The 22,256-nt window shown below is 66.6% G+C and carries 22 protein-coding genes, 2 tRNA genes and 2 pseudogenes; 10 read left to right on the top strand and 16 right to left on the bottom strand.

Translation table 11 applies throughout. The features are described 5' to 3' along the window. Positions 1-7: 7 nt before the first annotated feature. Positions 8-3,184 (bottom strand): isoleucine--tRNA ligase, encoded by a 3,177-nt coding sequence (gene ileS, locus IEY12_RS05465; protein WP_188880126.1) that lies wholly within the window; start codon positions 3,182-3,184, stop codon positions 8-10. A gap of 92 nt (positions 3,185-3,276) precedes the next feature. Here ileS and IEY12_RS05460 point away from each other — a divergent pair, with 92 nt between their 5' ends. The 4 genes from IEY12_RS05460 to IEY12_RS05445 are packed head-to-tail and all read left to right on the top strand — an operon-like array spanning position 3,277 to position 5,634. Beyond that, positions 3,277-3,501 (top strand): DUF7860 family protein, encoded by a 225-nt coding sequence (locus tag IEY12_RS05460; protein ID WP_123074852.1) that lies wholly within the window; start codon positions 3,277-3,279, stop codon positions 3,499-3,501. A gap of 29 nt (positions 3,502-3,530) precedes the next feature. Continuing rightward, positions 3,531-3,947: an HIT family protein gene (locus tag IEY12_RS05455; RefSeq protein WP_188880113.1), complete on the top strand. Its 417-nt coding sequence runs from the start codon at positions 3,531-3,533 to the stop codon at positions 3,945-3,947. A gap of 48 nt (positions 3,948-3,995) precedes the next feature. Beyond that, a complete protein-coding gene (locus IEY12_RS05450) occupies positions 3,996-4,835 on the top strand; it encodes an aldo/keto reductase (RefSeq protein WP_188880111.1) in 840 nt (279 codons plus the stop codon). A 46-nt stretch (positions 4,836-4,881) separates the two neighbouring features. Further along, the gene (locus IEY12_RS05445) at positions 4,882-5,634 is read left to right on the top strand and encodes a ParA family protein (RefSeq protein WP_188880109.1); all 753 of its coding nucleotides are present in this window, start codon (positions 4,882-4,884) and stop codon (positions 5,632-5,634) included. On the opposite strand, the gene IEY12_RS05440 is transcribed toward IEY12_RS05445, so the two are convergent. After that, entirely contained in the window at positions 5,626-6,147 is a 522-nt protein-coding gene (locus IEY12_RS05440; RefSeq protein ID WP_188880105.1) for a DUF7858 family protein, read from the bottom strand. The two genes, IEY12_RS05445 and IEY12_RS05440, sit on opposite strands and share 9 nt — an antisense overlap. Positions 6,148-6,319: 172 nt before the next feature. On the opposite strand from IEY12_RS05440, the pseudogene IEY12_RS05435 reads away from it, so the two are divergent. Then, positions 6,320-6,505, top strand: a pseudogene (locus IEY12_RS05435) (TFIIB-type zinc ribbon-containing protein); the annotation flags it as partial. A gap of 194 nt (positions 6,506-6,699) precedes the next feature. Here the strand turns inward: IEY12_RS05435 and IEY12_RS05430 are convergent. The 4 genes from IEY12_RS05430 to IEY12_RS05415 all read right to left on the bottom strand — a co-directional run bounded on the left by IEY12_RS05430 (position 6,700) and on the right by IEY12_RS05415 (position 8,637). Next, positions 6,700-6,957 (bottom strand): hypothetical protein, encoded by a 258-nt coding sequence (locus tag IEY12_RS05430; RefSeq protein ID WP_188880101.1) that lies wholly within the window; start codon positions 6,955-6,957, stop codon positions 6,700-6,702. A gap of 426 nt (positions 6,958-7,383) precedes the next feature. Beyond that, the gene (locus tag IEY12_RS05425; protein ID WP_188880097.1) at positions 7,384-8,097 is read right to left on the bottom strand and encodes a hypothetical protein; all 714 of its coding nucleotides are present in this window, start codon (positions 8,095-8,097) and stop codon (positions 7,384-7,386) included. Then, complete coding sequence (locus IEY12_RS05420) at positions 8,094-8,360, bottom strand: hypothetical protein (RefSeq protein WP_188880087.1); 267 nt, start codon at positions 8,358-8,360, stop codon at positions 8,094-8,096. Before IEY12_RS05420 ends, IEY12_RS05425 begins: the two co-directional genes overlap by 4 nt. An 88-nt stretch (positions 8,361-8,448) precedes the next feature. After that, a complete protein-coding gene (locus tag IEY12_RS05415) occupies positions 8,449-8,637 on the bottom strand; it encodes a hypothetical protein (RefSeq protein WP_193718047.1) in 189 nt (62 codons plus the stop codon). Between the two features lie 1,194 nt (positions 8,638-9,831). Here IEY12_RS05415 and IEY12_RS05410 point away from each other — a divergent pair. Beyond that, on the top strand, positions 9,832-10,584 hold the full coding sequence (locus IEY12_RS05410) for a hypothetical protein (RefSeq protein ID WP_188880085.1): 753 nt from the start codon (positions 9,832-9,834) through the stop codon (positions 10,582-10,584). An 18-nt stretch (positions 10,585-10,602) separates the two neighbouring features. On the opposite strand, the gene IEY12_RS05405 is transcribed toward IEY12_RS05410, so the two are convergent. Beyond that, positions 10,603-11,625 carry a tyrosine-type recombinase/integrase gene (locus tag IEY12_RS05405; protein WP_188880083.1) on the bottom strand — a complete coding sequence of 341 codons (1,023 nt, stop codon included), beginning with the start codon at positions 11,623-11,625 and terminating at the stop codon, positions 10,603-10,605. Positions 11,626-11,835: 210 nt separating this feature from the next. On the opposite strand from IEY12_RS05405, the pseudogene IEY12_RS05400 reads away from it, so the two are divergent. Continuing rightward, positions 11,836-12,534: pseudogene (locus IEY12_RS05400) on the top strand (transcription initiation factor IIB); the annotation flags it as partial. Between the two features lie 79 nt (positions 12,535-12,613). Here the strand turns inward: IEY12_RS05400 and IEY12_RS05395 are convergent. From IEY12_RS05395 to IEY12_RS05365, 7 genes are all read right to left on the bottom strand, one after another. After that, positions 12,614-13,270, bottom strand: coding sequence for a MinD/ParA family ATP-binding protein (locus IEY12_RS05395; protein ID WP_188880081.1), 657 nt, complete (start codon positions 13,268-13,270; stop codon positions 12,614-12,616). Beyond that, entirely contained in the window at positions 13,267-13,797 is a 531-nt protein-coding gene (locus IEY12_RS05390) for a DUF7857 domain-containing protein (protein WP_188880078.1), read from the bottom strand. Before IEY12_RS05390 ends, IEY12_RS05395 begins: the two co-directional genes overlap by 4 nt. Before the next feature lie 26 nt (positions 13,798-13,823). Continuing rightward, positions 13,824-14,627, bottom strand: coding sequence for a DUF7856 family protein (locus IEY12_RS05385; RefSeq protein WP_188880076.1), 804 nt, complete (start codon positions 14,625-14,627; stop codon positions 13,824-13,826). Further along, a complete protein-coding gene (locus IEY12_RS05380; protein WP_188880073.1) occupies positions 14,628-14,972 on the bottom strand; it encodes a DUF7855 family protein in 345 nt (114 codons plus the stop codon). Between the two features lie 53 nt (positions 14,973-15,025). After that, entirely contained in the window at positions 15,026-15,301 is a 276-nt protein-coding gene (locus IEY12_RS05375; RefSeq protein ID WP_188880063.1) for a DUF7854 family protein, read from the bottom strand. Between the two features lie 61 nt (positions 15,302-15,362). Continuing rightward, on the bottom strand, positions 15,363-17,456 hold the full coding sequence (locus IEY12_RS05370) for a minichromosome maintenance protein MCM (protein ID WP_188880061.1): 2,094 nt from the start codon (positions 17,454-17,456) through the stop codon (positions 15,363-15,365). Between the two features lie 134 nt (positions 17,457-17,590). After that, positions 17,591-17,663 (bottom strand) — tRNA-Pro (locus IEY12_RS05365). A 62-nt stretch (positions 17,664-17,725) separates the two neighbouring features. Between IEY12_RS05365 and IEY12_RS05360 the strand changes: the two genes are divergently transcribed. Continuing rightward, positions 17,726-18,007, top strand: coding sequence for a pro-sigmaK processing inhibitor BofA family protein (locus tag IEY12_RS05360; RefSeq protein WP_188880059.1), 282 nt, complete (start codon positions 17,726-17,728; stop codon positions 18,005-18,007). A 28-nt stretch (positions 18,008-18,035) separates the two neighbouring features. Here the strand turns inward: IEY12_RS05360 and IEY12_RS05355 are convergent, their stop codons facing one another. Continuing rightward, entirely contained in the window at positions 18,036-20,096 is a 2,061-nt protein-coding gene (locus IEY12_RS05355) for a DEAD/DEAH box helicase (protein WP_188880057.1), read from the bottom strand. A 126-nt stretch (positions 20,097-20,222) separates the two neighbouring features. Between IEY12_RS05355 and IEY12_RS05350 the strand changes: the two genes are divergently transcribed. After that, positions 20,223-21,410 carry a CBS domain-containing protein gene (locus IEY12_RS05350; protein WP_188880055.1) on the top strand — a complete coding sequence of 396 codons (1,188 nt, stop codon included), beginning with the start codon at positions 20,223-20,225 and terminating at the stop codon, positions 21,408-21,410. 173 nt (positions 21,411-21,583) lie between these two features. Here the strand turns inward: IEY12_RS05350 and IEY12_RS05345 are convergent. Continuing rightward, positions 21,584-21,656 (bottom strand) — tRNA-His (locus IEY12_RS05345). A gap of 99 nt (positions 21,657-21,755) precedes the next feature. Between IEY12_RS05345 and IEY12_RS05340 the strand changes: the two genes are divergently transcribed. Continuing rightward, positions 21,756-22,214, top strand: a complete 459-nt coding sequence (locus tag IEY12_RS05340; protein ID WP_188880047.1) for a DUF5814 domain-containing protein — start codon at positions 21,756-21,758, stop codon at positions 22,212-22,214. The last annotated feature ends 42 nt before the right edge of the window (positions 22,215-22,256 follow it).

Here is a 22,256-nt window from a genome sequence, read left to right as displayed (position 1 = left end):
GACCCGATCAGACCTTCTGCACGCCGAGGCGCATCCGGACGCCCTCGACGTCGTCGTACTCCTCGACGGCGGTGTTCGCGTCAGCCTCGTCCACCTCTTCGAGTTCGCGCGCGCGAACCTCGTCGGTGATGAGGTCCTCGCGCTCGCTGACGAGCTTCGCGATGCGGTCGTCGAACACGAGCACGTCGAGGCGGATTTCGGCCTCCATCTCGAGGTCGAGCTCCTTGCGGAGCTCCTGCACGCGCCGGATGATCTCGCGGGCGTACCCCTCGGCTTCGAGGTCGTCGTCGAGTTCGGTATCGACGTAGGCGGTGCCGCCCTCGAAGGGCGCGGCGGCGACCTCGTTGGGGGTCTCCTCGCGGAATTCGACCATCTCCGGGGTGAGCTGCACCTCGCGGCCGAGCGCGTCCTCGACGGCCGCCTCGAGCAGGTCGAGGTCGTCGTCGCCGACGCGCGCGGCGTTCAGCGCCTCCATCACGTCGCCGGCGTCGCCGCCGAACGCGGGCCCGAGCACGCTCATGTCCGCCTCGGCGGAGTACTCGACGTCGCCGAACGTCTCGCCCGGCTCCAGCACCTCGATGCGGCGGGCGTTCAGTCGGTCGGCGAGGAGGCTGCGATATGCATCGACCTGCTCGGCGACGCGCTCGTCGTCCGGGCTGACAACCACGCGCGCGACCGGCCAGCGGAGCTTTCGGCCGGCCTGCTGGCGCGCGTGGTTGCCCGCCTCCTCGATGGAGCGGGCGGTGTCGATGGCGTCCTCGAGCGCGGGCTGGCGGAAGCGCTCCTCCACCTCGGGCCAGTCGCACATGTGGACGGTCGGGTGGCCGTCCTCGCCCGTGAGGTAGCTGTACATCTCCTCGGTGACGAACGGCGCGTAGGGCGCGAGGAGCGCGACCACTTCGAGGAGGACCTTGTGGAGCGTCGCGTACGCCGCCGTCTTGTTCTCGCCGGCCTGCTCGGTCCACACGCGCTCGCGGATGAGCTGGATGTAGTAGCGCGAGAGGTCCTCGACGACGAACTCGCGGAGCGCCTGCAGGGCGCGGTGCTGCTCGCGGCCCTCCCAGTAGTCCTCCGTGTCGTGCTTGAGCTGCTGGAGCTTCGAGAGGAGCCACTCGTCCTCGACGGCGAGGTCGAGTTCGTCCACGGTCTGCGCGTCGGGGTCGAAGCCGTCCGCGCGCATGTAGGGGAGCGGGAAGCGGAAGACGTTCCAGAGAACGTTCAGGTCGCGGGCCATGTTCCCCATCTCGTCCCACGAGAAGCGCATGTCCTCGCCCTGCGGGTCGACGCCGAGGAGGAACATCCGCATCGCGTCCGCGCCGTGGCGCTCGATGGCCTCGTCCGGCTGGACGACGTTCCCCACGCTCTTGGACATCTTCCGGCCGTCCTCGTCGTTCGCGAAGCCGTGCATGATGACCTCGTCGTAGGGCACCTCGCCCATCGCCGCCGTCCCCATGCCCAGTTGGCTCCAGAACCAGCCGCGCGTCTGGTCGTGGGCCTCCATGATGAGGTCCGCCGGCCACAGCTCCTCGAAGGCCTCCTCCTCCTCGGGGTAGTCGAGCGTGCCCCAGGAGGCGACCGAACTGTCGAGCCAGACGTCGAAGACGTCCGGGACCCGCTCGTAGGTGACGCCGTCCTCGGTGATGGTGACGTCGTCGACGGCGGGCTTGTGGATGTCCATATCGGGGTCGAGGTCCTGGTCGGCGCGTTCGACGAGCTCCTCGCGCGTCCCGACGACGATGCGGTCCTCGGGCGTCTCGCCCTTCGTCCCCTCCGCGACCCAGATGGGGACGGGAATCCCCCAGTAGCGCTGTCGGGAGACGTTCCAGTCGGGCGCGTTCTCGATGAAGTCCCGGAAGCGATTGTCGCGCGCCCACTGCGGGTGCCACTCCGAGTCCTCCATGTTGTCGAGGAGCTCCTCTTTCACGTCCGTGATGGTGATGAACCACTGGTCGGTCGCGAGCTGGAGGATGGGCGTGTCACACCGCCAACAGTGGCCGTAGGAGTGCGTGACCGTCCCCGACGCGAGGAGGAGGCCCTTCCGGGAGAGGTCCTCCGTGATGGCCTCGTCGGCGTCCTTGACGAACGCGCCCTCGTACTTCCCGCCCTGTTCGGTGTAGGTGCCGTCGCCAGCGACCGGGCAGAAGACGGGGAGGCCGAGTTCCTCGCCGCGCTCGAAGTCCACCTCACCGTGGCCGGGCGCGGAGTGGACGAGCCCCGTGTCCGACGCCTCCACGTAGTCCGCGTGGTAGACCTCGCGCGTCCCCGACGTCTCGGGGTTGTCCGGCACCTCCTCCTCGAGCGGGTGCTCGTACTCCCAGCCGAGCATCGCCGCGCCCGGGAAGGAGTCGACGACCTCGTAGTCGTCGTAGCGCCCCTTCTTCAGGACCTCCTCGACGCAGGCCTCGGCGATGTAGAGCGTCTCCGTCTCGTCGCCCTTCGTCGCCTCGACGCGCTGGTACGTGATGTCCTCGCCGACCGCGACGAACTCGTTCGCGGGAATCGTCCACGGCGTCGTCGTGTAGATGACGAGGCTCCCCTCGCGCTCTTCGAGGGGGAACTTCACGTAGACCGTCGGGTCCTCGACGTCCTCGTACTCCACCTCGTTGTTCGCGATGGCGGTCTCACAGCGCGGGCACTGGCTGATCGAGCGCTTGCCCTGCTCGACGAGGCCGCGCTCGGCCGCGCGGTTGAACCCCCACCACGCCGCCTCCATGTACGTCGGGTCGACCGTCTTGTACGGGTTCTCCCAGTCCATCCAGACGCCGAACGACTGGAAGTCCGACTGGAGGCCCTCCAGTTGCTCGTCCGCGAACGCCTTGCACTCCTCGATGAAGGCCTCGACGCCGAACTCCTCGATGTCCTGCTTCGACTCGAAGTCGAGTTTCTCCTCGACCTTCGTCTCGATGGGGAGGCCGTGCATGTCGTAGCCCGGCCGGTCCGTCACGTCGTAGCCGTTCATCCGGTAGTAGCGGATGTAGGCGTCCTTCAGGGACTTGTTCCACGTCGTCCCCATGTGCGCCGCACCGGAGGTGTACGGCGGGCCGTCCACGAAGAAGAAGTCCTCGCCGTCCTCGCGGTGCGCCTTCGTCTGCTCGTAGGCGTCCACCTCGTCCCAGTAGTCGAACACCCGCTCCCGGACGTCCTCCGGGTCGTACCGCTCCGGGGGTTCGGCGAATCGGTCCATGACTCACCACTCTCCCTCCTCGGTGAAAGGAGAATCGGATTCAGCGGAGGCGCGGCGAAACGCTTTCCGTCGCCGAACGCCCTCGCAGGAGTATGGGCCGCTACGGTGACCTCGACTACCCGACGCTCACGAAACGCACGACGCTCCTCTCCGCCTGCCTCGTCGTCGGTGGCTTCCTCCTCGCCGACCTCGGCTCCGCGCTGACGACGCTCCCCGGATGGGCGTTCACCGTCGCCACCGACGCCGAAGCCATCGGCGCGCTCGGCATCGTTCTCTGCCCGTTCGTCTTCGGCGTCCTCCTCCCGCTCACCGAATAACTAAGGCCGCGCCCGCCCACGGGGCGCGTATGAGCGACGACTGTCTCTTCTGTAGCATCGTCGACGGCGACATCCCCGGCCGCATCGTCGCCGAGCGCGACGGCGCGCTCGCGTTCCTCGACGCGAACCCGCTCGCGCCCGGCCACACCCTCGTCGTCCCGCGCACCCACGCAGAGCGCCTCGACGACCTCTCCGCCGACGACTCGCGCGCCGTCTTCGACCTCGTCCACGACCTCGTCCCCGACGTCGAGGCCGCCGTCGACGCGGACGGCCTGAACGTCGGCGTGAACGACGGCGAGGCCGCCGGTCAGGAGGTCCCGCACGTCCACGTCCACCTCGTCCCGCGCTTCGAGGGCGATGGCGGCGCGCCCGTCCACGCCGTCGCCGGCGACCGCCCCGACCTCAGCGACGACGACCTCGACGAGATCGCCGCGAAGATCGAGTAACCTGCCGCCGGCCGAACGACTAAGGCCGTCCCGTACGCCCTCCCGCACGTGAGCGTACCAACTGTCACCCTGCAGAGCGGCGATGAACTCCCCCTCGTCGGCGTCGGCACATGGGACATCGACGGCGACACCGTGAAGGACGCCGTGCGCGCCGGCCTCGACGCCGGCTACACGCACGTCGACACCGCCGAAGGCTACCACAACGAGGCCGAGATCGGCGACGCCCTCGCCGAGTACGAGCGCGACGACCTCTGGCTCACCTCCAAGGTCCTCCCGAAGAACCTCACCTACGACTCGCTCATCGAGTCCTGCGAGGACTCCCTCGAGAAACTCGGCACCGACTACCTCGACCTCTACCTCGTCCACTGGCCGAACCCCGCCGTCTCCATCCGCGAGACGATGGACGCGATGGCTCACCTCCACGAGGAGGGCCTCGTGAAGAACGTCGGCGTCTCCAACTTCAGCGCCTACCAACTCAGCGCCGCCCAGCACGTCAGCGACGTCCCCATCGCCGTCAACCAGATCGAGTACCACCCGTGGTTCCAGCGCGACGACCTCGTGGAGTACTGCCGCGAGACGGACGTCGCACTCGAGGCCGCCGCGCCGCTCGCGCGCACCGAGGTCTTCGGCGACGACGTCGTGCAGGACCTCGCCGAGAAGTACGACAAGTCGCCCGCCCAGATCGTCCTCAAGTGGGCGATCGAGGACGACGTCGCCGTCCTCCCGAAGTCCTCCTCGCCCGAGCACGTCCGGCAGAACTTCGAGCTCTTCGACTGGGAGCTCGACGCCGCCGACCACGCTCGGCTCACCGAGCGCGACCGGAACCACCCCGTCTACGACCACCCGGCGCGCGACTGGAGCGGCGACGTCTACGGCATCCACCAGTAGCGGTTAGGCCGCCGTCCTTTTCTTTGCCGCCGCCGCAGACAGCGACATGCCCACAGCACGGACCGCCGCCGTCGTCGGCGCGGCCGGCGGCGTCGGCGCCACCCGCCTCTGCGTCGAAGCCGGCGCGCTCCTCGCCGCCGCCGGCGAAGACGTCCTCGTCCTCGACGTCGCACACGCCACGCAGGGCCTCTCCACGTACGTCGACGCCCGCCTCGACCCGGACGCGACCGCGCTCCTCACCGACCCGAGCGTCGCCGTCGCCGACGCCGCCTACACCCTCGACGCGCCCGGCGACGGCGCGCTCGACCTCGCCCCCGCGCACGCGTCCCTCACCCGGAGCGCCGAGGCGCTGACCCCCGAGGCCGGCGAGCGCGTCGGCGAGCGCCTCGCGGAAGCCACCGAGCGGTACGACTACGTCCTCGTCGACACACCGCCGCTCCTCACGAACCCCGCCGTCGGCGCCGCCACCGCCGCCGATCGCGTCGTCGCCGTCACCGTCGCCGACGACCGCGGTGTCGACGCGCTCGCGCGCGAACGCGGCCGCTTCGCCGACGTCGGCGTCGAGGCGAGCGTCGTCGTCGCGAACCGCGCGATCCCCGATGCCCTCCCGGACGCGGACGTCGCCGTCCCCGAGACCGCACTCGGGTCCGAGAGCGAGGCGCCCGCCGTCACGCCCGCCGACCCCGACGACTACACGCGCTCCGTCGCGTCGCTCCTCGGTGCCCTGTTCGCCGTCGACGAACTCGTCGACGACGCCGCGCCCGGCTTCCTCGCCGGCCTCCGACGCCGCCTATCGTAGCTCGGCGGGCGCGTCGAACGTCTCCGCGAACGCGTCCCGCTCCCGTCGCGCGAGCGAGCGCGACCCGTCCGGCTCGCGCGCCGCCGTGACGATCTCCGCCGCGCCCGCGATGGGGGCGTGCGTCTCGCAGTACGCGCCGAGCGAGAACTCCGCGGCGCTCGCGCCCGAGAGCGTCACCGCCTCGCGCCGCGACAGCTCCCCGTCGAGCCAGTCCCGAACCACCTCACGCGCGAGCGGCGAGAGCGGCGTCACGCCCGCGACGCCGAGGCGGTGGAGCACCTTCGCGCCCATCGTCGGCGCCAGCCCCGCCGCGCTCGCCGCCACGCCGACGCTCGTCCCCGTGCCGTAGGCGTCGAGGAGCGCCGCCGCCGGCTCGACCGGACACGGCAACTCGTCGGCGTACGGCGCGAGACGCTCCGCGAGCGGCACGTCCGTCGCATCGACGGTCGCGACCCCTCGCTCTTCCTGACGCGTCGTCACCGTCAGTCCCGCCGCGATCTCCGAGAGACCCATTACACCCTCTCGTCGGTCGACCTACATGAACACACCGCTCGACCGACGGTGCAGGCCGCGACACGCCCGAAACCGAACGTACCGGTGACCGGTACGCTTCGCGCGTCGAAACCGCGCCGCCACCCACCAATCGTCCTTCACTTAAGTAGGCGTTCGGCGCCAAGTGAGAAGTATGAGTCAGGCAACGACGTCCTGCCCCGAATGCACCGGCAGCCTCGAACACGACAACCACGAGACCGTCTGCAGCGAATGCGGCCTCGTCGTCGACACCGACCGCCTCGACCGCGGCCCCGAGTGGCGCTCCTTCGCCGACGACGACACCAACCGCGAGCGGACCGGCGCGCCGCTTATCACATCAATCTGTGTCCGCTGATTTACCATGTATCCCCGCGCAGTCTGGTGGTTTTCTCCGCTAACCGATTGCCTCGGAGTGTACCCGTTCACAGTTCGACCGTGGGGGCGCGCCGTCATGGACTTTGCATTTACTAAATCTAGTTCTCTAGATAAAAATGTTTGGTCGGCCGCTATCCGTGTCTGAGCCTCAAAAATCAGTTACTCACTCAGATTCTGAGCAAGGTTGCCCTCCCGCCGTCGGATACGTCGGACAACCAGATTATCCACCTCCGTGAACATCTTTGTCACTACCTTGTAGGCTACAAAGAGATTGAGCGGGAGGGCGATTATCGCGCCAATCACCCCAAGAGCCGCCCCTAATATCACGTTCACAATGCCCGTGAGTAGCCCGATTCCGACCGCATATATCATAAAATTCTTAACGTGTTGCTTGACGATTGAATCGTCCTCAGTCATTGGAGTATCGGCCCACAAATTGTGTAAATCCTGTTTCGTATTTGGCATCATACAGTAGAATAAGTCAGAGTATGAAATAAGTTACCACACCGCCCCGCGTGTCGGGAGCGGTCGGCGGGGCCTCCCTCGCTATCCGCAGTACGAATACGCGCCTAAGTCGTCCTACAACTGTCCTACGCATTCGTCAGTACGGTTAACACGGGAGGGGCGGAGATAAGTCGGCCGCCCCGATGACCACAACGGTGGTTGCCTGTCAGCCAGTCAACCACCACCGAAAGGACTGGGATAATCGTTGTCGGTTTGCGGACATCTTCCTCTTTTCCGCCGTTTTTTCTTGGTACTCAATAACAGTGAGCCACTGCTATAGCCACGGCTACCCCTTGTTAAAATAACGTAAAAAGAGACGTAGAGGGTGGTGAGGCGGCCCTAAGCGAAGTCTTCGGCGTTCACAGTCAGTCCCTTCGACTGACCGCTACCCGTGTTGTCTATCGTAGTACCGCCAAGCCGAGAGTCGTTGTCCTCGAAGGCTTCCCGCTGTTCCTCACGGGTACGCCCTTCGAGTAGCCCCACGGTCTTGAGGGTGTCACGAACGTGGCCCTCGGGAAGGTGACCCTCCACCCTCTCGCCAAGGGTGTCCGCCACTTCCGCAACGGACAGGCCAATCCCGTAGAGTTCGGCTATCAACACAGGGTTGTTACGAGTTACCAAGTCCTCGGGCGGCTCGTACCCAAGGACGGACGTGAGGGTGTCCGTACCCCCTTGGCCCCGCTCGTCCTCACCCTTGGCCGTGAGGGTATCCACGTCGAGACTGTGCGCCTCAGTGGCCGCCTCCACCGTACTGAGCCACTTATGGAGGGTGGGATTGTCGCCCGCTCCAGTGAGTTCCGCCACCGCATCATCCAGACCACCGACACACGGGTGTGCCAGTAGGTCCCGAAGAAACTCGCCACGAGCGGGGTTGCTCAGTTCCTCCCGAGAGGGGTAGTCTTGGTACGACTCCCCAACCAGTGGCTCACCCTCACCGTAGCCGAGTTGTTCCGTCTCAAGCGCCTCAGTGATACCCTCTGGACGGTCGGGGTCCTTGTCGCCACCACGGTCACGGGCCGCCTCAACCGTGGTAGGGTGTAGGTCAACTGTCACTGGTCGCTCACCCCGTAAGCGTCAGACGGGACGGCGGTGACAACCACGCCCTCACCCACGTCTAAGACCACCGCGCCCTCGGGGAGTTCGACCGTGTTACTGTCGGCGTACCGAAACACGGCAATTACAAACTCTGTGGTATCCGCGTTCGACGGATACGCGGCCGTGAGCCGCCCGTTTTCGTAGTTAACACGGCCGTCGGGGTTGAACTCCACGCGCGAGAGGGGCGACACGGCCGTATCCACCACCTCCAGTTCGCTCATTCGTTATCCTCCAGATTGATAAGGTATTTGACAGAACTCCCCCCGTCGCCCGTGGGGTCGTCCTTGTCACTGTAGCCGAGTCGGTCGTTCATAGATGGACACCTCCACTGTCGCCCTCACTGTCGTCCTCCGCCAGTTGCTCACAGGCATACCGAGCGGCAAAACCGAGTGGGACTTCCCCATTGAAGTGTTCACTTTTCACTTTCTTGATAGCCTCTCTGTCCTTGGAATTAATCCTAAGCCACCTGTCGCGTGGTTCGGGTCCGTCGTCAGTCATTTGCTCTCATTACTACCGTACTGACGAGTGTCCTACGTTCGTTGGACGCGGCCCCATACTGGCGTACTTCGGAGGTAGGCGCGTTCTCCCGCCAGTCTCGGCCGATTTGGTCCGTATCTCGGTGAAAGGTCAGATGGGGGTAGATGTGTGTCCGCAGGCTGTTAATAACTCTCCGTACCGAATTAATAACTGGAACGGCCGTGTCTTGCGCGGGCGCGCGTGAGATGGCCGCCAAAAATCGGGATTAGGCCCCGCAAAGGCCGTGAGAAGCCAAAATCGGGATTAGGGTGGGCACGCGGGTGGGGGGCCGTCCGATTCAGTGACACGTCGGCCTATAGGGGGACGGCCAGCAGACTGAGGCGGGCCGTGGGGACCGCGAGCCGCCGTGAGGGGGACGGGAGTGTGACACTCACCCGCATACCCGCCCGTCGCGGATATGTAAGCGTAGAAGGAATTAGCGAAAGATGATTTCGCCTCTCGCGGTTGATAGCGGGCGGTATGGGCCGTGACACGCCCGTATCACTTCTTACGTGCGCGGTAATATACAGCAGAGTAATACTACTCCACGTTCGTTGCCTTGCTGTGATACTACGAACGTTGCCGGTGTGCGCGTGTGCGCGCCCGCCTACGCCGCTCGAAGCGACTCCACGGCCCATCCACTGGCGTGACACCGAACGCGCTTGAGCGGCCGACACGTTCGTCTGAGCGGATTCCATATCTGTCGAGATTTGGCTTGCTCTCAAAAGCGATGTGCGCGCTTCTGAGCGGCTTCAGTATTGGCTGGATGTTTCCCTCTCGTCTACTCAAGAAATCGCTCTGCGCGCCTGTGAGCAACTCCAGAAAATAACTGTGGGACATACATAATTGTCAGTTATTGGTCCGTCGGCTCGGGGCGTCAGAAGCGGCAAGAATCTCCTCGGGGCCGAACGAGTCTATACGGATACCCATTCTCACCCCCACAGCGGGGGCCGTGGAGATTAGCGTTCGGGGGCCGCTCGTGCGTATCTGGCAGGGGGTGCATCACCGCTCGCAGTGTGCTCGGATTTCTTTCGACATATATACACCGCCCCCCAATACCGTCAGAAAAAATTATTATTTTCTGACTATCTGCCGCCCAACTATTCGGAAGTGTCCGTCAATATATTGCCTACCGACTTCCAAAATGTTAACATCTAGCAATTACACGGCTAATATATGGACATATCACGTCGCTCGTTTGTCGTCGGCTCTGTATTTCTCCTTGCTGGTTGCACAGGAAATAGTTCCGAAGCCAATCAACAACCAACCTCCACGCCTACCGAAACGCCGACAGAAACCACCCGCAGTAAGTGCAATCCCAAGTATGTTGAGGATACAGAGGACCGCACAGAATATGCCCTCGGCCTGTATGAAGATGCATACGACGGCATGAATAATTCGGAGGATGAAATTGGGGCAGTGATTGAAAGTGACGGCCTGTATGCCACACAAGAGGAAGGGCCAGATGCTAATCATCCAGATGGGTTGATATTAGAGGAACGGGAGGGTGGTGATGTTCTAATCACGCTGGTTGATTTGAGTGATAGCGCACTGTCCGACATGAGGAACGACAGGTTCCATGATGCTATTGAAGGGTTTAGGGGAGCACAAGGGGCCTTAGAAAGCAACATAGGGTCATGGCAGAACGCTCTTGAGTTTGTTAATGACTGTGAAATAAACGATAACGACCTGTTCCCTCAGCCAATTCAAAATGGGATTTCCTCAGCGGAGCATCTGAAAGCCGCCGCCGCGAAATTTGAGGAGGAGTGTAAGGCATATCTGGATAATGATGCGACCTTTGAGGAGGATGTATCTGATGCCTCTCAACTGCAAGAGGAAGGTGTCGAAGAACTGAGGGAAGCCGCCGCTACCTATCCTAGAACACCTCAGAGTTTGGAGGATGAAGTTTTGGTATACCGAAGCGACTGAATTTACCGAATCCGTGTTTTAGATACTCTCCACGTATTCCCTACGCCGATTCATTTTCCCTTTCTCATCTTCGGCATCATAGTGCTCATCTATCACGTCAGGTGAGACATCCATACGGTCGCTCACCATAGGCTTCGGAACGTCGTTGTTTAGGTGGTGAGTGATTGCCGCCCGACGGAAGGGGTGTGCGCTCACACTATCGGGACACTCCGAAGCCTTGTCGTAGTTCATTGCCGCCCCGCAATCCTCAGGGTCTTTGTCGTGAGGGCAACCCCCTGCGACGACACAGGGGCGAGTGTATCGGTACGTTGTCCGACGGATAGTGACCTTGCCAATACGCCCGTTCTTAGTGGTGATTAGGGGTTTACGCCCGTGTTCATCGGTAACATCCTGCCGCTTGTGTCGAATGAAGTCGTCTAACACCTCTGCCTCTTTCTCACCAAGGGCAACCATTCGCTCCCCGTTTGACTTGTTCTTGAGCGGGGTGTCCGTCTCGGGGCGGTGTTCCAGTCTAAGGGCAGGCTCGCGGTCGTGGTAGTCCTCAAGGTCAAGGGACCGTAGGCTCCCAGTTCTGACGCCCGTTTTCCACAGTAACAGGAGAACAACATGGTCCCTTGTGGCATACTCGAATTTCTCCATGAAGCCGAGTATGTCCTGTATGCGGTCGGCTTCTATGGTGTCCTCACTACGGTTTTCCCCGTCTTCGAGTTTGGGCAGTATCACCTGTTCGTGTAGTTGGGGGTGGACACCATTTATCCGACCGCAGTATTCGATAAACCCGCGAATAACGGACATTTGGGTTCTGACAGTCGTCTTTTTCAAGTCGCCGTCTTCCTTTCGCCAGTGCTTGTAGTCCTCAAGGTCCCGCCCATTGAGGTTATTTAGGTTGTCTATGCCTTTCTCGTCGCACCATCGGACGAAATGACGGAGTTTGTAGTCCCGCGTTCGGATGGTTCCGTCTGCCTTGTCGTCTTCAAGTGCTCTTAGGTAGCGTTCCTTTGCGTCTTCGGGCGTTAGGGGTTGCAGGTCCGTGTCGTGCATGGTGGAATCCTGCAAAGCCCGTGAGACGCGCCGATTTGCGGCCTGTTCTCGCGCGGCGTGTGCGTTCGACATTGATTGACATGGTGTTGACTGTTGGTTGGGGTGCTCAGCGGAGCAATACCGTACCCGAGGCTATCGGGTGAGTCTTGGTAATAATCATGGTCTGATTGATGTTCAAACTGCATATCAAGGCAGTTTTTGCCGAAAGGGCGTGTGGGTTCGCCGCTCACGCGCTCCCGGCACGACCGCGGCCTCAGCACCGAGATCGGGTACTCGTCGCGACTCACCGGCCGCAAGCGCCGCCAGTTCGCCCGCCTCCGCCGCCAGCACAACCGCGCGAACGTCGCCAGCAAGGCCGAGCGCAACCAGATCTACGCCTTCACCGAGATCCGCCGCGTCGTCAGCTCGCTCTCCATGACCTACAGCGTCCGCGACCAGGCGTGCGTGCTCTTCGACTCCGCCCAATCCGAGAACCTCATCCGTGGGCGCTCGCTCGAAGGGTTCGCCGCTGCCGCCATCTACGCCGTCTGCCGGACGAACGGCGTCGCGCGCACCGTCCCCGAAATAGTCGCCGTCGCGCGCGCCGACGCGAACGAACTCCGCGCCGCCTACGCCGCGATGAACCGCGAACTCGGCCTCCCCACCGGCCCCATCGACGCCCGCGAGTACATTCCGCGCTTCGCCACCGACCTCGACGTCCCGCGCGCGGTCGAACGCCGCGCCACCGAACTCGCCGCCGAGGCGAGCGAGACCGGCGCCACGGGCGGGCGCAAACCCAGCGGCGTCGCCGCCGCCTGCCTCTACGCCGCCGCACGCGACCACGCGTTCACGCTCACGCAGAAAGAGGCCGCCGACGCCGCCGGCGTCACGCCCGTCACCGTCCGCAACGCCTTCTACGACCTCGAATAAGCACGATACTCGCTCTCCAGCGCTCCGTTCGTTCCCAACAGTCGACGCTCTCCGGTCCGCTACTCGGTCACAGGTTCCTTCAGAGCCCGCACGCCCGTATCGACTCCGCGAGCGCCGCGAACCCCGATACCGCGGGTGCGTCCGGGAACAGCCGCGTCACCGGCTGCCCCGCGCGCCGAGCGCGCACCACCGCGTCGTCGCTCGGGATCGCCACCGCGGGCGCGCCGAGCGCGCGCTCCACCGACGCGGGCGCCTCGCCGGCGTGATTGTACGCGACGACTGCGAGCCCCGCGTCGAACGTCCGCGCGAGCTCGCGCGCCCGGAGCGCGTCGGCGAGCGCCGGACGCTCCGGCGCGGTGACGACGACGCAGGCGTCCGCGACCGCGAGCGGCACGCCCACGTCCGCGCGCATCCCCGCCGCACAGTCCACGACCACGTCCCCGTACGCGTGTTCGACGGCTTCGAGCGCGCCCCCGAGCGCCCCGAGGTCGCACGCTCTCGCGCCGGCGAGCGTCCGCCCGCACGGGAGGATGTCGACCGCGCCGCCCTCGCGGACGGCCTCCACGGGGTCAGCGCGCCCCGCGAGGACGTCGTGGAGGTCGGGCCCGCGCGCCGTCGGGAGGTCCGCCATCGCGAGGTCCGCGTCCACCACGACCGCCCCCCGGAGCGCGGCGAGTTCGAACGCCACCGTCGACTTCCCGACGCCGCCCTTCCCACCGACGACCGCGAGGATCATGCGTCCTCCCGGAGCGCCGCGACGCGCGCGCCGAGGGCGGCGAGCGCCCGGTCGTCCTCCGGCGTGGCCGTCCCGGCCGCAATCCGCGCTTCCACGCCGTCGAGCCACGCCGCGACCGCTCGCGGAATCTCGACCCCCGCGTCGCTCGTGTCCGGTGGTTCAGCGGTCGGCACGCCCGCAACCGGCGGTCGCGGGTCGCCGAGGTCGCGAACCGCGTCCGCGACGCTTCGCCGTCGCCCGGTCTCGCGGGCGCGCTCCTCGTACTCGATGCTGCACGGGTCCTCGCGCGGCGCCGCCCGGCACGCGTAGCCGAGCGCGCGCGACTCCCCGGCGTCGACGACGCCCTCGTAGCCGCCGTCGTCCCAACCGTCCGCGACGACGCCGCCCGGCCGCGGCGGTAACACCGGGGCGTCGAGGGCGTTCGCCACGCGGACGCCGCGCGGCGCGTCGCCGCCGTTTCGGAGGACGGCGCGAACGAGCGTCACGCCGTCGTGCTCGGTCGCACGACTGGAGAGAGTGAGAGCCATGCGCGGGAGTGGTCCCGCTCGACTACTTAAACGCGCGCTCGGGTGAGGACGACGGGCGCGTCCAGACACGCCATCGCGCGCGACGCGCGCTCGAACGGCCCGCCCGCGACGACGACCGGCGCGCGAACCCGTGCGACCCGGGCGAGCGCGTACGCGTCCCGCCACGGGCCGTCCGGGACCGCACACCGCGCGCGCTCGAAGGCCGGCCGGACTCGGTCCGCGAGTTCCGCTCGTGCCGCCCGCTCGAGTCGGCGCTCGCGGTCCTCGAGGCGGAGGCGCCGCTCCCGGGCGTCCCGCGCGCGCCGGGCCGCCTCCCGGAGCGTGTCCAGTCGTTCGCGCGCCGCCACGTGCTCCGTCTCCGCGTCCACGAGCGCGGTCACCGCCTCGCGGTGCTCCGCGCTCACCGACTCGTCCTCCGCGCCCGCTCTCCGAAGCGCCGCGACCATCCCGCCCAAGCGCTCGGTACGCTCGCGGAGCGCCTCGACGGCCGCCGCCGCCGTCGCGACGCGCTCGCGTGCCGCGCGGACTCCCTCCACGTCCGGTGGCGCCTCGGCGAGCGCCGCGCGCACGGCCGCGACGTCGTCGTCCACCGCCGAGCGCTCGCCGCGTGAGCGGGCGGCGGCGGCGAGCGCACGCTCGAGGGCGTGTGCGTCCGCGAACGTCGCCCCATCGAGGAGGCCGACGGACGCGTGGACGCCCCCCGGAACCGGGCACGTGATCCACCCCTCCGCGTTTCGTATCGCCGCGAGCGCGTCTCCGGGCGCGATGTCGTCCTCGCGCACGTCGAGGGCGTTCGTCCGCACGACTCGGCCGCCGACGCGCGCCTCCATCTACTCCTCTAGTGGCGCGTCGCGCATCTCCTCGGGCGTCGGATGCGCCGACCCGATCGCGAACTTCGCGTACGGCGTGCTCGGCGAGTCGCGTGCCTCGTAGGCTTCGGCGGCCTCGCGGACGCGCGCGGGTACGTCGCGGTATTCGTTCAACGGCTCCGTCCGCTCGACCTCGACGTCCGTGCCGAAGCGCTCGCGGAGGCGACACGCGACGAACGCGCCGAACTCCGTCTCGCGGAGGAGGACCGCGCGGCCGAAGCGCCGCACCACCACGTCTTCGTGCGTCGAGCAGCTGTTCCGGAGGGCCTGCCGGGCGGCCCGCGAGTAGGCGACCACGAGTAACACTGAACGTACCTAGCTGCCGACGAATAAAAGGTAGCCGCTCGGAGCGCCGCCGGTCACTCGACGCGCGCCACCGAGACGCGGACGTCCGGGTCGCCCACGAGGTCGCGAACCCGCTCGCGCGCCTCGCGCTCGCTCGCCGCGAGCACCACGAGCCCGTCGGCAGGCGGGTCGCCCGACGCCCGCCACGCCGCGAGGTCGCCGTCGTAGGTCGTCGCGTACGTCCGCAGTATCGCGCTGACGCGCTCCTCCGCGCTCGCGAGGTCGGTCTCGCCGCTCTCGAGCGCCGCGAGCGTCTCCTCGACGTTCCGGAGCGCGCTGATCCGATCCATCGTCACCCGATAGTCGGCGGGCGAAGAAAAGCCTACGCGTCCGCGTGTGCTGCGGCGTCGCTCACGTCGTCCGCAGGTGGCCGTTCGAGGGCTCGTAGACCTCGCCCTGTTTCTTCAGCTTCTCGATCTCGTGCTCGGCCTTCCCGCGCTCCGTCCCGGCGTCCTCGGCGCGCTGGAGCACCTCCTCGACGGGCGCGCCCTCCTCGAAGTCGTCCTCGATGTCCTCGATGAGCGCCTTCAGGTTCTTGATGCGGTCGCGCTGGCTCTTCGACGTCCCCGTCTCCACGACGTCCGCGTCGAACTCGCCGGTCTCCGGGTCGACGCCGATGGCCTCCAGACAGGAGCGCACGATGGCGATGACTTTCTCGGCGTCCTCCTTCTCGACCGTATCGGAGAGTCGGACGCGCGCCGAGGCCTCCGCGAGACGCACGAGCGCCTCGAGCTTTCGCGCGGTCACGGGCACGGGCGCGTCCTCGTCGGCGCCCTCCGCGCGCAGGTCGACGTAGAACTCCTCGATGGCCTGCCGGGCCTCCTCGCTCATCGCGGGGTAGACGTTCCGCCGCGCGTACGCGATGTACTTCCGGAGGAGCTCGGCGTCGATCTCCGGGGCGACCTCGTCCGTCTGCGCGGCCACCTCGTCCTCGGTGTAGTTCGCGGAGGGGAGGTGCTCGCGCTGCGTGTGGAGCTCGCCCGCGTAGTTCGTCTGGAGGATGTGCTGGGCGAGCTTCGCGTCCTCCTCCGGGTCCGGCTGGTCCGCCACCGTGAAGATGAGGTCGAAGCGGGAGATGAGCGCGGGCTCCAGGTCGATCTGCTCGCCGATGGGTTCGTACTGGTCGAAGCGGCCGTACTTGGGGTTCGCGGCGCCGAGCAGCGAGCACCGCGACTTGAGGGTGGCGTTGATGCCGGCCTTGCTGACGCTGATGCTCTGCTGTTCGAGGGCCTCGTGCATGGCCGAGCGGTCGTCCGCGGCCATCTTGTCGAGCTCGTCCACCGCCGCAATACCCTGGTCGGCGAGCACGAGCGCGCCCGCCTCCAGCGTCCACTGCTGGCCGTCCCCGAAGTCGTCGCGCACCGCCGCCGCGGTCAGCCCCGCCGAACTCGACCCCTTCCCGGAGGTGTAGACGGAGCGCGGCGCGATGTTCTGGACGTACGCCAGGAGCTGCGACTTCCCGGTCCCGGGGTCACCGATGAGGAGCATGTGGAGGTCGCCCCGGATCCGCGAGCCGTCCGGGAGGTGTTTCGTGACGCCGCTGAAGAGCTGGAGGAGCATCGCGAGCTTCGCCTGCCGGTGGCCGTAGATGGAGGGCGCGATGGAGTCCACCATGTCCTCGTAGATACCGGGACGCTGGGAGATCTCGATGATGGCTTCCTTGTCCTCCGGCGTGATCTCCATGTCTTCGAACTGCTCGTCCTCGATCTCGACGTAGTTCCCCTCCATGTAGACGTCGAAGATCGGGCTCTCGTTCGACCCCTCGCTCTGGTCGAGGCGGAGCGCGCCCGTCGCGGTCACGTGGTCGCCGGGCGTCACCCTCCCGGTGAGGTCGTCCTCGACGTGGACGTCGATGTTCTCCGGCGTCTCGCCGCCCGCGAGCCCCTCCGGGTTCTCCTGAATCCGGAGTTTCTGGGCGTCGATGAACTCCGACTTCTCCGGGTCGAGTTTGAACGGGCCCTGCCGCTCGCAGGACTCGCACTGATAGGGCTCCTGGAAGCCCGAATCGGACTGAGGGACCTGCGTCTCGTAGTTACAGCGCTGGCAGACGAACACCGCCTGCTCGATCTTCGGGCGGACCTCGGTCGCCTTCCGGACGATCCCCTGCACGGCGACGAACGTGTTCAGGTGCTCGGAGCGCAGCGCGCGGATGTCCGTCGCCTCCGCGATGTTCCGCACGCGGACGTGCGCTTGCCCGAGCGTGACGTCGATCGGGAGGTCGTAGTTGACGAGCGCCTGCTCGGCGGCATCCTGGTGTCGGTCGGGATGCCGGAGGTAGTCGTCGGCGAGGTCCGCGTCGAACTGATAGAGGTCGGCCCAGTCGACGCGGAGGCTCTTCTGGTCCCGGGGGTAGTTCCGGGCGAGGTCGCCGACCTTATCGCTGTAGTATCGGCGGAAGAACGTCTCGAATCGGTCGACGAGGTCTTGGTCCTGAGCCTGAGCCATTCTGCTCACGTAGGTAGCGCGCGACGCCGTAAGAAGGTTCGCAAAGGACGGTGAAACTGAACGGGCAGACTCACGCCGCGACGGCGAGCGGCGTCGCGGACGGGCGCGTCGCTCCCCGGAACTACTGTCAGAGATGGGATCGCCCGGATTTGAACCGGGGTCTTGGGCACCCAAGGCCCAGAGTATACCAAGCTAACCCACGATCCCGCACCTGTCAGTAGCCATCGCGCGGCGGTAAGTGTTACGTTGTGCGCGCTCGCCCTTCGGGTATGGTCACTCCACTCGAGGTCGGCGTCCTCCTGCTCGCGCTCGCGGCGCTCGTCGGCGCGTACCGGGTCGTCCGCGCGGTGAAACCGTTCGTCGTCAACGCCGTCGTCGGCCTGCTCACCCTGCTCGTCGTACAGGCGGTCTTCGGTGTCTCGGTCGCGATAACGCCGCTCACGCTGCTCGTCGTCGCCGTCGCGGGCTTCCCGGGCGCGATACTCGTCGTCCTCCTCTCGGTGTTCGGCGTCGCGTTCGTCCCCGGCCTGCTCGCGCTGCCGGCGCTCTGAACGCGGCTTCTTCGACGTGTAGCCCCGCTCAGTCCTCTTCGTCGAGCAGTTCGATCTCGGCGGCGATCCGGTAGGGGTCCATCCCCTTGCGCACGCCGTCGAGCATCTTGAACGCCTCGTCGGGGTTGAGGAAGTGCGTCGTGACGGTCCGACCCAGCGGCGTCGGGTCGAGGCCGTCGATGAAGCCGTACTCGAGGAGCTTCCCGATGGCGTGCTTCGTGGGGACGTCGCCGACCATCCGGTCGCTGAGGCGTTTGGCGGCGCTCCCGCCGACGACGACGTTCGCGAGCACCTCCTCGATGGCGGCGTTCTGGTCGTAGGCCATGACGACGTCCTCCATCTCGCCCTTCAGGAGTTTGAACGCGACCTCGTCCTCCGTCATCTCCATGGAGTTGTGGTAGACGGCGTCCGGTTCGACGAGCATGTACACCTTCCCTTTGTCGTGGTAGTCGGGGCGGCCGGCGCGCCCGAGCATCTGCTCGAACTCCTGGACGGTGAGCCACTCGATCCCCATCGCGAGCGTGTCGAAGACAACCTGGCTCGCGGGGAAGTCGACGCCGGCGGCGAGCGCGGCGGTCGTGACGACGGCGGCGAGGTCCTGATCCCCGAACTGCCGTTCGACCTTCTTGCGCTCGCCGTAGTCGAGGCCGGCGTGGTACGCGGCCGACGGGTAGTCGAGTTTGCGCGAGACCTCGTGACACCGCCGCCGGGAGTTGGTGAAGACGATGGTCTGGCCGCGATAGCCCTTCGAGGACTCCGTGTCGTACTCGCGGCGGACGAGCTTGTTCGTGATGCGCGGTTTCTCCTGGCCGTCCGCGAAGGTGACGTGGCGCTCGATGGGGACCGGGCGCTCCTCGAACTCGACGAGGTTCGCGCGGAGCTTCTTCGCGAGCCCACCGGGGTTGCCGACGGTCGCGGAGAGGTAGATCCACTGCGCGCCCGTGTAGCTCTCCCGGGCCTGCTCGCGCTGTTCGCAGTAGTGCTTGAGTCGGGTGATGAGGCCGTCGAGGCGGTGCCCGCGCCCGTCCTCTTGGAGGGTGTGGACCTCGTCGATGACGACGGTCCCGATATCCCCCAAATCGCGGCCCGTCCGGAGGGCGTGGTCGATGCCCTCGTAGGTGCCGACGATGACGTCCGCGCTCGGGTCGAACGCCTGGCCGTCGTCGCGGATGCGCGAGGACCCCACCCTGATGCTGACGTCCACGAGGTCGCCGTACTCCTCCTCGAAGTCCTCGTGTTTCTGGTTCGCGAGCGCGACGAGCGGGACGAGGAAGAGCATCTTCCCGTTCCCGCTGAGCGCGCGATGGAGGCCCGCGATTTCGCCGATGAGTGTCTTCCCGGTCGCCGTCGCGGACACCACGAGTTGGTCCTCGCCGTCGGTGAGGCCGCTCTCGACGCTCAGACTCTGGACGGGGAGCAGGGTCTCGAAGCGGTCCTCGAGGAGGCCCTGCACGCCCGGATGGAGGTCGAGGTCGCTCACGGGGTAGGGGTCGACGTCGTCGACGTTCGCGGAGACCTCGTCGAACTTCGTGAGGTCGGGGTCGAGTTGGCCCTCGAGGAGGCCGACGATGCGGTCGAGGTCCCCCACCTCGAGGAGGAGGTCCTCGAGTCGTTCCTCGGCGGCGCCCGTCAGATCACCCTTGAACGCGAGCTCGCGCTCGAGCTCGCCGATCGCACAGTCCTGACAGATGCGCTCGCCGTCGGCTTCGACGGACGTCTCCTCGGTGATCGGCGAGTAGCGCCCCCGCCCGGCGCAGTAGCGACAGGTCCGCACGACCTTCGCCTTCTCGGCGAGCTGGTAGCCCTCGAGGAGGTCGCGTATCTCGCGGCGGCCCGCGCGCGAGGTCTGCTCGGAGACGCGGATGCGCGTCGCCCGACGCGCGATCTCGACGAACTCGTCGGGCGAGCGCGGGTCCTCGTCGCTCCCGGTCTTCAGTCGGAACTTTCCGGGGCGCGGCCCCGCGCTCGTCTCCTTCGTCTCGAGGCGCGCTTGGAACAGCCGCTCGCCGTCACGCTGCGCGACGACGGTGTAGTCGCCGTTCGCCTCGTGGACGAAGAGCGTGTCCACCCGCTGGACCTGCTTCGACACGAGTCTGACTAGGGTACCCGGCTATTTCAGGGGTTCGCTCCGGCCTGAGAGCGCGCTCCCGACGCGGCACGTTCCGCCGAGAGCCGGCCACCGACGTTTATACTGGTCACGTTCGAAACCCGGGGCATGCGGAGCTACAAGGTCGGGAGCGCCTTCGGCATCCCCATCAAGCTCGACGTCACCTTCCTGCTCGTTCTCCCGGTGCTCGCGGCCCTCATCGGGTGGCAGACCGAGACGTGGGTCACGACGCTCAATCAGACGTGGCAGCTCGGCCTCCCCACGGGGACGCTCTCACAGGGCGCGACGCCGTGGCTCCTCGGCATCGCGGCCGCCGTCGGCCTCTTCGCGTCCGTCCTCCTGCACGAACTCGGGCACAGTCTCGTCTCGATGCACTACGGCTACCCCATCGAGTCCATCACCCTCTGGTTGCTCGGTGGCGTCGCGAACCTCGAAGAGCAGCCCGAGGACTGGCAGCAGGAGTTCCTCATCGCCATCGCCGGCCCCGCGGTGAGCGTCGCCATCGGCGTCGTCTGCTACCTCCCGCTCACCGCCGGCGTCTTCTCCGGCGTTCCCCCCGTCCTCTTCGTCGTCGGCTACCTCGCCATCGCGAACGTCGTCCTCGCCGTGTTCAACCTCCTCCCCGGCTTCCCGATGGACGGCGGGCGCGTCCTCCGCGCGCTCCTCGCGCGCAACCGCTCGTTCGCCCGCGCGACCCAGCTCGCCGCCGAAGTCGGGAAGGTCGTCGCCGTCATCCTCGGCATCGTCGGCCTCTTCGGCAACCTCCTGCTCGTCGCCATCGCCTTCTTCATCTACATCGGCGCGTCCTCGGAGAGCCAGCGCACCGTGATGAACGCCGCCTTCGAGGGCGTCACCGTCCGCGACGTCATGACGCCCGCGAGCGACGTGAAGACCGTCAGCCCCGACGACACCGTCGCCGAGCTCACCGAGCGGATGTTCGACGAGCGCCACACCGGCTACCCCGTCATGGACGACGGCCGCGTCGTCGGCGTCGTCACGCTCGAGGACGCCCGCGAGGTCGACCCCGTCGAGCGCGACGCCTACCACGTCTCGGACGTCATGACGTCGGAGGTCGAGACTATCGGGCCGGACGCCGAAGCGATGGACGCCCTCGAACGCATCCAGAACAGCGGCATCGGCCGCCTCGTCGTCATCGACGGGAGCGGCGAACTCGTCGGCCTCGTCACCCGCACCGACCTCGTCACCGCGTTCGACATCATCCAGTCCGCCGGCCGAGGCTCGCAGGTGCCGTCGCCGAACCCGGACGAGCACGCCGGCGCCGGCCGCTCGTCCTGAGCGCGACGGCGCGCATACGCAGCGCTCGACGGGCCGGCACGCGACGAAGCGATCCGGATGCGAGAAGCGAACCTCGGTGAGGCGGCGGCTCACGTCCGTCCGCGCCGCGACTCCCGTGGTTCACTTCCGCCCGCTCGGACGCTCGGCTACTCACTGTGACTCGCGGCAGAAAGGTCCAGGTGCGAGAATTGAACCCGCGTCTCAGCCTCCACAAGGCTGAAGGATAGTCCACTACCCCAACCCGGACACTGCATTCGTTCGTAGCGCCCTGCCGTTAATAGGCGTTACGAAACGGCCCACTCGAACGCGACACGCTTTTCGGCGAAGCGCCCCTCTCGACGTGTAGTGGCAGTCACGGACAAGATCTACATCAAGAACCACCGCCAGCTCGTCAGCCAGTTGGACGCGAACTTCCCGAAGGGCGCGTTCAGCGGCGCGACCCTCGACGTGCTCTTCGGCGGCGGGAACTTCGACCAACTCAACGACGCGACCGCCGAGCGCGTCCTCGAGTTCTCGAAGGACTTCCTCGATTGCGACTGCCAGGCGAACCCCTACTGCGGGCACCCCGAGCGCAAGTTCATCGCGTACCTCCTCGACCTGCGCGCGCAGGGCCTCGACCCGGAGGCGATGGTGGACGTGATGACGGACGACTACATGGTCTACGCGTACCCGGGCGACCTCTACGGCTTCCTCGACAACGCCGTCCGCACGCTGGAGGCGACGGAGGACCTCGCGAACGTGGACGGCCGCGAGGAGCAGGCGCGGCGCGCCGCGAACGCCCGCGCGGAACTCGAGGGCCACTAGGCGAACGCGGCGGAAAGACGGACGCTTTTGAGCCTGCGGCCC

Origin of the sequence: Halarchaeum grantii (assembly GCF_014647455.2) — an archaeon.
In the GTDB taxonomy this organism is placed as follows: Archaea; Halobacteriota; Halobacteria; order Halobacteriales; family Halobacteriaceae; genus Halarchaeum; species Halarchaeum grantii.
This window is presented reverse-complemented; position numbering and strand designations above follow the sequence as displayed.